Origin of the sequence: Paenibacillus ihuae, assembly GCF_001368795.1 — a bacterium.
Taxonomy (GTDB): domain Bacteria; phylum Bacillota; class Bacilli; order Paenibacillales; family Paenibacillaceae; genus Paenibacillus_AQ; species Paenibacillus_AQ ihuae.
Genome location: NZ_LN831202.1, coordinates 96160 through 102618 on the forward strand (window position 1 = coordinate 96160; position 6459 = coordinate 102618).

At 56.7% G+C, this 6459-nt stretch carries 4 protein-coding genes and 1 pseudogene; 2 read left to right on the forward strand and 3 right to left on the reverse strand.

The window, feature by feature from the left end; all coding sequences use genetic code 11:
- Positions 1–457 precede the first annotated feature (457 nt).
- Complete coding sequence (locus tag AQR02_RS26205) at positions 458–1453, forward strand: N-acetylglucosamine kinase (protein WP_054943301.1); 996 nt, start codon at positions 458–460, stop codon at positions 1451–1453.
- Positions 1454–1459: 6 nt separating this feature from the next.
- Positions 1460–2797: a 6-phospho-beta-glucosidase gene (locus AQR02_RS26210; RefSeq protein WP_054943302.1), complete on the forward strand. Its 1338-nt coding sequence runs from the start codon at positions 1460–1462 to the stop codon at positions 2795–2797.
- Positions 2798–2874: 77 nt separating this feature from the next.
- Here the strand turns inward: AQR02_RS26210 and AQR02_RS26215 are convergent, their stop codons facing one another.
- From AQR02_RS26215 to AQR02_RS34935, 3 genes and pseudogenes are all read right to left on the reverse strand, one after another.
- On the reverse strand, positions 2875–4266 hold the full coding sequence (locus AQR02_RS26215) for an MATE family efflux transporter (RefSeq protein WP_054943303.1): 1392 nt from the start codon (positions 4264–4266) through the stop codon (positions 2875–2877).
- Between the two features lie 88 nt (positions 4267–4354).
- Complete coding sequence (locus AQR02_RS26220) at positions 4355–6106, reverse strand: hypothetical protein (RefSeq protein ID WP_054943304.1); 1752 nt, start codon at positions 6104–6106, stop codon at positions 4355–4357.
- Between the two features lie 59 nt (positions 6107–6165).
- Positions 6166–6459 (reverse strand): annotated as a pseudogene (locus AQR02_RS34935) (hypothetical protein); the annotation flags it as partial.

The following is a 6459-nucleotide window of genomic DNA, read 5'->3' on the forward strand; positions in this document are numbered from 1 at the left end:
AGCATCCGGATTGATCCGGAGCTGATTGTGCGGGAATCGACTTCCGGGAAGTAGGGTGCCCGAGTACACGACTGTCCGACTGTCCGACTGTCTGACTGCCCTAGTGTCCGAGTACACGACTGCACGCCAAACGCCCGGTTTAAGAATTAGCTGGATTTCCTCCATCTAATTACACCGTTTTTTATAGTTTGCGATGATTAGCTGGAAAATCTCCACCTGTTTCGCATCATCCAGCCCTTCGGGGGCGGATTCCGGTTCAATTAAGTGGAGTTTTGCCCACTAGCATCCTAATCCCAGTGTTTGATGGAGAAATAAATGGAGAAATTCCACTTCATTTAATTAGCACACGCACAACAATGAAGGATTGCTCACAAAACTAAGCATATGCTTCCGAAGCAGTTTTGTACGATGAAATATCAGCGAAGTTATGCTCACAAAACTTTAGGAGTGACGACCATTGGCTTACTATATGGGGATCGATGGGGGCGGAAGTAAAACCTATGCCCTGCTGACCGATGCCGCGGGCAACGTGCTCGGCAAGGGCAGGAGCGGCAACGGCAATCACCAGACCGGCGTGGAGGAAGCCGCCGCGAATATCCGTGCAGCAGCGTTTGCCGCGCTGACGGAGGCCGGGCTCCGGCTTGAGGATGTTAGGCATACCTATCTCGGGCTCGCCGGAGCCGACCGCAAGACGGACTACGACATCCTCCATCCGCTGATCCGCGGCATCGGATTCAGCAGCTATACGATTGGCGGCGACACGATGATCGGCCTCCGGGCGGGCACGAACCGCCCGTACGGGGTTGCCCTGATCTGCGGCACCGGCACCAATGCCGCAGGACGTAACCGTGAAGGCCAGCACTTCCAGTGCGGCGGCTTCGATTATATGTACGGCGATTTCGGCGGCGGCGGCGCGCTGAATGTCGAGGTGTTCCGCACCGTGATCCGTGCCTGGGACGGGCGCGAGGCACCAACCCTGCTGACGGCAGCGCTGCTGGAGCTGCTGGGCTACAGGTCGGTCGAGGACATGTACAATGACTTCCTCGACCATGGCAAATCCGTGCCGCTGGATGCGGCGCGCCTGCTGTTCCCGGCGGCAGCGGCGGGCGATGCAGCCGCGCTTGCCATCCTGCACCGGCAGGGTGCCGAGCTTGGCAAGTCGGCAGCGGCCGTGATCCGCAGGCTGGGCATGGAGCATGACGTCTTCGACGTCGTGCTGGCCGGCAGCCTGCTGACGCGGGGGGACCGCGGCTGGATCCGCGGGCCAATTGAACAGGCTGTGCGCGAAGCCGCGCCGCAAGCCTCTGTTGTTACCTTGACCACAGAGCCCGTGGTCGGTGCGGTATGGTCTGCGTTGGAAAAGGGCGGCCTCAGCATCACCAGTGAAATCTATGACAAAATGCGTACCTTTCAAGAATTCGAACCCATTCCGATAACAACCAGACAGGAGTGATTCATCTTGGCAGCTAACCAAGGACTCAAGATCGCCGTGATCGGCGGCGGCTCTTCCTATACACCTGAACTGATCGAAGGCTTCATTCTCCATCATAAGGAGCTTCCTGTGACTGAGCTGTGGCTCGTGGATATTGAACCCGGCCTGCGTAAGCTGAACATCGTCGGCAGTCTCGCTAAGCGGATGGTGCAGGAATCGGGTCTCCCGATTACAGTCCACCTGACGACTGACCGCCGCGAGGCGATTGCCGGTGCCGACTTCGTCAGCACCCAGATCCGCGTGGGCATGCTGGACGCCCGCGCCCGCGATGAGTCCATTCCGCTCAAATACGGGGTCATCGGCCAGGAAACGACCGGCCCGGGCGGAATGATGAAAGCGCTGCGCACCATTCCCGTAATCCTGGACATCTGCCGGGATATCGAAGAGCTCGCTCCTGATGCCTGGCTGCTGAACTTCACCAACCCGGCGGGAATGGTGACTGAAGCGGTGCTGAGATACTCGAAGGTGAAGAGCATCGGCCTCTGCAATGCGCCGATCGGGCTGATCAAGCAGGTATCGGCGAAATACAATGCCGCGCCGGACCGGATTTATGCCGAGTTCGTCGGGCTTAATCACCTGCACTGGATTACCCGAATTGATGTCGAGGGTGAAGACAAGCTGGATGAGATGCTGGCCGATACGGCTGGCTACAGCGCGAAGAACGTCCCTGCACGGGAATGGAATCCCGAATTCCTGCAGTCCCTGCGTGCTCTGCCCTCTTATTATCTGAAATATTTCTACATGACCGACGCCATGCTCGAAGAGCAGCTGGCCTCCGCCAAGCAGGGTGCAAATCGTGCCGAAGTGGTCAAACGCGTCGAGGAAGAGCTGTTCGAAATTTACAGCAATCTGGAGCTGAAGGAGAAGCCGAAGCAGCTGGAGCAGCGCGGGGGTGCCTTTTATTCTGAAGCCGCCGTCAACCTGATGCGCTCCCTGCATAATGGCACGAATGATATCCAGACGCTGAACGTGGCGAACCGGGGTATTCTCAGCTTTTTGCCGGAGGATGCCAGTATTGAGGTCAACTGTGTTGTCACAAAGACCGGTCCGCTGCCGTTGCCGCTAACAAAAATCCCGCCGATGGCTAAGGGGCTGATCCATGCCGTGAAGACGTATGAGCAGCTGGCGATTGACGCAGCCGTCACCGGCGACCGCAGCCTGGCGATCCAGGCGCTCGCCCATCATCCGCTCGTGCCTTCCGTAGAGACGGCTATAGCTATGCTGGATGAAATGCTAGAGGCGAACAGGGAGTATCTGCCGAACTTTTTTGCCGGTAAAGAAGCGGCTTCGGCCGCTGCCGAATAACATCACTAAAGAGACTCCCTCTTGCAGATTCAACTCTGCGGATGGCAGTCTCTTTCTTTATATCTTCCATATTCCGTTTAAATGACCTTATGCTGGACCCATTTCTCCCCAAGGAACCGCCGCAGGAAGATGAAGCCCCGCACGCCCCACTCGCAGTTCATCGCCAGCCATACACCGACAATGCCCATACCGAACTGGATGCCGAGCAGGTATCCCAGTACCACGCGGAACAGCCACATCGACAGCATTGAGACCATCGATGTATATTTGGAGTCACCTGCGGCCCGGAGGGCCGACGGCGTAATGAAGCTGATCGACCAGAGCGGAATCTGGGCAATGGAATTGATCAGGAAGACCAGGAAAATGTCATCGATAATTTCAGCCGGAGGGTGGAACAAGGACACCAGCGGATGAAAAAACGGAAAAATCAGCAGCGCCATCAGCACAAAGGAAGCGGACGACAGCCAAAGAAACGATTTGACGAATTTCCGGGCGTCCTTCACATTTCTGCTGCCCATACATTGGCCTACCACTGTAATGAGCGTCAGGGACAAGGCATTCGCAGGAATCTGCATGACTCCGGCCAGGGTGGATGTGATGGCATTCGTGGCAATTGCATAGGTGCCCAGGCTGACGATGAAGACCTGGGTCAGAATCTTACCGCCGTTAAAAAACATCTGCTCTGCAGCAAACGGCAGGCCGATATTCATAATTCGTTTGAGCATCGACCAGTTCAAGACCAGCAGATCGCGGATCTTCACATGCAGCGTATTGTCCATCCGGAACAGATAGATAAGCGCGCAGACCGCAGCCAGATATCTGGATACGTTGACGGCAATGGTCATCCCGAACACACCCATGTGCAGACCGTTGATGAATACAAAATTCAGCAGAACATAGATCAGGTTCATGATCAGGGACAGCACGAGGGAAGCCCTAGTCCTGCCGATTCCGCGCAATGCGCCGCAGACCGCTTCTACAACAGCGATACCCAGATAGGACAGGCTGCTGCCGATCAGATACGTCCGGGCATTGGCCATTACCTCCGGCGAAGCCGCACCAAACAGCAGGTTCAGCAGCGGACCGTGAAGCACAATCCCGAACAAGCCGATGCATAGCGCCATCAAAGAGACTGATGAGACTGCACCGGCTGTGGCTTTGGAGACCATCTGGTCATTACCGCTCCCTTTATACTGCGCGACAACAACGGTCCCTCCTGTGGAAACTGCAATGAATACACTGATCAGAAAAATATTAAGTGAATCGATCATATTAACGGCGCTGATTGCCGCCACACCGGACGAGCTGATCATCGCCGTATTCACTAGATTCAGACCGACAATAAAGGCCTGATCGACCAGAAGCGGTATAAATAAAGCTATCATCTGGCGGTAATCTATCGATTCTCCGGAAAAATACTTGTCGAGGAACAGGCTGCCCCGTTTCCCCTTTACCTTGGGCTCTAGCATAACTTCACTTCTTTATATTAGAATTAGGGTTTCGTCATTCTAACATATGAGCTTTAGAAGTCAAGGAATCTGCCGATTCTCTCAGAGACTAGACACCACTTCTCATAGAAGAAGAGAGCGTCAGGGTGAATGTCTTATCGAACGGGGTCATCACATTGACCAGCACTGCCTTGCAGTTGTTCTGCAGCTTCGCTTCACGTACCGTTCTCGCCAGATGGCCAAGTTCTCCCCCCGTAAGTTCCACCCAGTCTTCGCCGCTGGTATAGCGGAGAACACCTCCGCTCCAGAGGTAGCAGTCCTCTTCGACCGCCTGCAGCTCGCCAGAAGTGAAGCTGCCTTCCCGGCCAAAAACAAAGGACAGCTGGGTCATGACCTCCCCCGGCTCCTCACAATACACCCGGATTGTCCAGCCCGTATCTGTGCGCTGCACCTCCGTCTCCACGCGGAACGTCTGTTCATGCGTGAGCGGACGGCTCTGGTGCGGGAGCAGATACCAGGGGCTGACCGCTGCTGCGGCAGTCGGCGGAAGAAGGGCTCCTTCTACCGGACCATAGTACCCTTTCTTCTGCTCGCCTGCGAGGCGGTACCCGGCGGACAGCTTCGTCATTTCCTGCATCGGGACGAATCCCGGATTGAAATAAGACGCCAATTGGACAGCCAGCAGCCGCACAGCACCATGGCGCAGCGCAAAGAAAGACGGTGTCTCCGTGATCAGTGTTACACTGGTATCTCCATCCCTAAAGCGGGCAACGGGTGCCCCGAAATCGGTATGCAGCCGGCTGTGGAAAATCCGCCCCTGATGACCGGCGGCCTCCATGTCCTGCAGATAGCTGTGCCGCAGAAAATCCCCGTTCAGTAGCGTCTCGTACTTCACGGGCAGCTCTGCCACTGCCCCGAAAGTCTGCTGAAGCTCCGGCTCAAGCAGCATCCTCACCAGCACATTGGCCGAGCAGACGCCCGGATGGCTGAGCGCCCGCCCGGCCCATTCCGCCATGGCTGCGAATTGCGCATCGTTGTCTGCACGGGCCAGAATTGCGTAGGGCAAATAATACGGAGAGAGATCATGGACACTCCCCAGATCCTGCCGTCCGGAATAATCGGTCACGACCTCGCCCGAGGGATGGACCAGATAGACCATCATCCGCAGATTCAGACGGACAGGCTCCAGGAGCTGCGGCCGGTCCAGCAGGCGGGCAGCATGAATCAGCATGATGTCGCTGACTGCATTGTAAATGCCGTTGCTGCGCTCTGTCCATTCCCCGTCCGGGGTAATGTCTATTCCCTCTGCCAGCCACTGATCTGCCCGCTGCACAAGCTCTTCCAGCCCAAACAGCTCATGCAGAAACCCAAGCGCCGCGCAGATTACCCAGCGATGGTTCGGGGTATGGACGCCGCCCGTAAGCATGACCGGCAGCGTCCGCTCAAGAAACAGCCTCATATTGTCCAGCACGGGCTGGAGCGGCTGCCATTCCTGCTGCGCCAGCAGCTGATAGAGCTGGGTATAGCCGACGATGACAAAGGCTGTATCCGGCGGGGAATGATAGTTCGTCCAGCCCGGGGAGATGGAGCCGTCCTCATGCTGGGCACGCAGCACGAACTCCGTTGCCAGCCGCAGCCGGTCTAGCAGCTCTTCATCCCGGTAGTACTTGGAATCGGGGTTTACCAGGGCGGCCCCCCAATAGCACATCTCGGTCGGTGTGCCGGTAGTGTGATTGACCCAGACAACGCCCGTACCGGGATCAATGGTGCCTCCGTAATAACGGCTCTCCGGATCAAGCACCTGCCGGGATAATCCGCTCTCTACCGCCAGATCATTGCTGGCCACCAGTTGCTTGTACATGATGGTTCCCTCCATTAAGAATCTTTTCTTGTATCATAACTGGTCCTCGTATAACTTATCTACAGCCGGTCCAGCTCCCTGCGGATACGTCCGGGAATTTCTGCAAACAGCTGGCTCCAGGAGACGAACAGATCCTCCCGGTCAGCATACATCCATTCCTCATAAGACAGAGAAGGCGTGAACCGGCAGGTCTGCAGATAACGCCGGACCCTCCGGTCTGTCTCTTCGTCCGTAGCCAGAATGCCGCGGAAGAAATCCCCGAAGATCAGCCCGTCCGCCCCGGCTTCCTCCTGCGTGCAGGAGGCAAAGGCCGGCAGCAGCTCAAAGACTTCGGGGATCGGGGAGAGCGCATG